The sequence below is a fragment of the Pseudomonas sp. K5002 genome (genome assembly GCF_013386655.1).
Lineage (GTDB): Bacteria > Pseudomonadota > Gammaproteobacteria > Pseudomonadales > Pseudomonadaceae > Aquipseudomonas.
In genome coordinates this window covers 1-1,752 of sequence record NZ_JACARK010000814.1, presented here as the reverse complement: position 1 = coordinate 1,752, position 1,752 = coordinate 1, and the positions used below count along the sequence as shown (strand labels likewise).

Genomic DNA, 1,752 nt, shown 5'->3' with positions numbered 1-1,752 from the left:
GTGGTGGGGCAAGAGCGTTTTGCTTACTTTTGCGCTGTTCAAAAGTGAGCCGCTGTAAGAGCGGAACCAATAGCGGCCATAACCGCAGCAACGGATATGCCCCCCAATCTAAAAACCTACTTCTTTTTCTTCGGAACCCGCACCAACCGCGTGTCCGAATAAATGTCATGCCAGCCACGTTTCTGCTTGTCGAACAACGACCAGACAAACCCAAGCCCCAGGCACAACCACGAAGCAATCGACACCACAAACCGCAACAACGCCTGCCACAGACTGATCCGCGACCCATCAGCGTTCTGCACCCGCACCCCCCAAACCTGCATCCCCAGGGTCTGCCCCGAGTGCGTCCAGAACTTGGCAAAAAACCCAAACAACACAAAAAACAAAATCGTCGACAACAGCGGATCACCATCCAGCGCGCCAGACTCAGACAGCGCCCGTAACTTGGCCTCCCCGACAAACCCCATCCACACCAGCTTGTAGATAAAGGCCGTGACGATCAGCAGGGCGGTGCACAACAGGAAGTCATAGAACATCGCTGCCAGACGACGGCCCAGGCCTACGGCGGGAAACTCGCCTTGGGGGCTCAGCAGGTGTTTCGACATGGCATGGCTCTCGGCAGGAAAAAAGCCATTTTACGGAAGAACGCCCATAAAAAAGCCCCTGATGTCATATCAGGGGCTTTTTGTCGCAGCAAGGATCAGCCTTCTGCTTGTACTTCGTCGGCTTGCATGCCTTTCTGGCCTTGCACCGCGATGAAGGTCACTTTCTGGCCTTCTTTCAGGCTTTTGAAGCCGTTGCCCTGAATAGCGCGGAAGTGGACGAACAGATCCGGACCGCTTTCTGGAGTGATAAAACCAAACCCTTTTTCGTCGTTAAACCACTTGACGGTACCGCTCTGACGATCAGCCATTTTCTTATTTCCTTGACGCAAAAAAATTAATGACAGCCCCTTTCACATGAAAGAGTACTGGGCTGGGTTGCAGGAAAGTAAGAGACGTCGAACGGGTTGTAGCAAACTTTGGCTACTGCCCAGGTCCAGGTTCAAAGCGACCCATGCAAACACAGTGGGCAAACTCTACGCCAACTAATACAGAAAAAACAAGCCCCGGCAAAACCCCAGGTTTTGCTCGGCCTCGTTACACTTCTGTCCACAATGTGGAACGCGTTTATTCGATAGAATTCGTCACTTGTTATAGGTGACTGAACATAACATTGACTATCGTCAATGCACTTTAATGTGGCGGTTGCGTTACAGATTAGTGCACGTTAACGCAACCGCGTTACTTATAGGAACAGTCAATCAACCACGGTAGTAACGTTGTGGCACGAATGGCATTTTACTTACACGTAGTGGCACCTTTTTCCCACGTACCAACGCAGATACTTCGGTATCCAGTGCGATGAAAGCGCTGTCCAGATAACCCATGGCCAGCGGGCCGCCCAGGCTCGGGCCAAAACCGCCGCTGCAGACGCTGCCGATCACGGTGCCGTGTTCGTCGACGATTTCTGCGCCTTCACGGACCGGCGTGCGTTCCTGTGGCAACAGGCCTACGCGTTTGCGGCTGACGCCGGTTTGTTGCTGGGTGAAGATCGCATCGGCGCCCGGGAAGCCACCGGCGCGTGCGCCATCAGCACGACGGGCCTTGGAAATTGCCCACAACAGGCTGGCTTCAATCGGCGTGGTCTCGGTGTTCATGTCATGGCCATAAAGGCACAGGCCGGCTTCCAGGCGCAGGGAGTCGCGGGCGC

Annotated in this window: 3 protein-coding genes; all 3 read right to left on the bottom strand. The window is 54.2% G+C overall.

From position 1 onward, the window contains the following. Window positions 1–116 precede the first annotated feature (116 nt). The gene (locus HX846_RS29090) at window positions 117–605 is read right to left on the bottom strand and encodes an RDD family protein (protein WP_093205738.1); all 489 of its coding nucleotides are present in this window, start codon (window positions 603–605) and stop codon (window positions 117–119) included. Between the two features lie 95 nt (window positions 606–700). Continuing rightward, complete coding sequence (locus tag HX846_RS29085; RefSeq protein WP_003220045.1) at window positions 701–913, bottom strand: cold-shock protein; 213 nt, start codon at window positions 911–913, stop codon at window positions 701–703. Between the two features lie 390 nt (window positions 914–1,303). After that, a partial coding sequence (locus HX846_RS29080; RefSeq protein WP_306173167.1) for a glycine cleavage T C-terminal barrel domain-containing protein occupies window positions 1,304–1,752 on the bottom strand: 449 nt, incomplete at its 5' end.

Coding starts and splice junctions, on each gene's coding strand:
- HX846_RS29090 (WP_093205738.1), bottom strand. CDS start 605: ATGTCGAAACACCTGCTGAGCCCCCAAGGCGAGTTTCCCGCCGTAGGC.
- HX846_RS29085 (WP_003220045.1), bottom strand. CDS start 913: ATGGCTGATCGTCAGAGCGGTACCGTCAAGTGGTTTAACGACGAAAAA.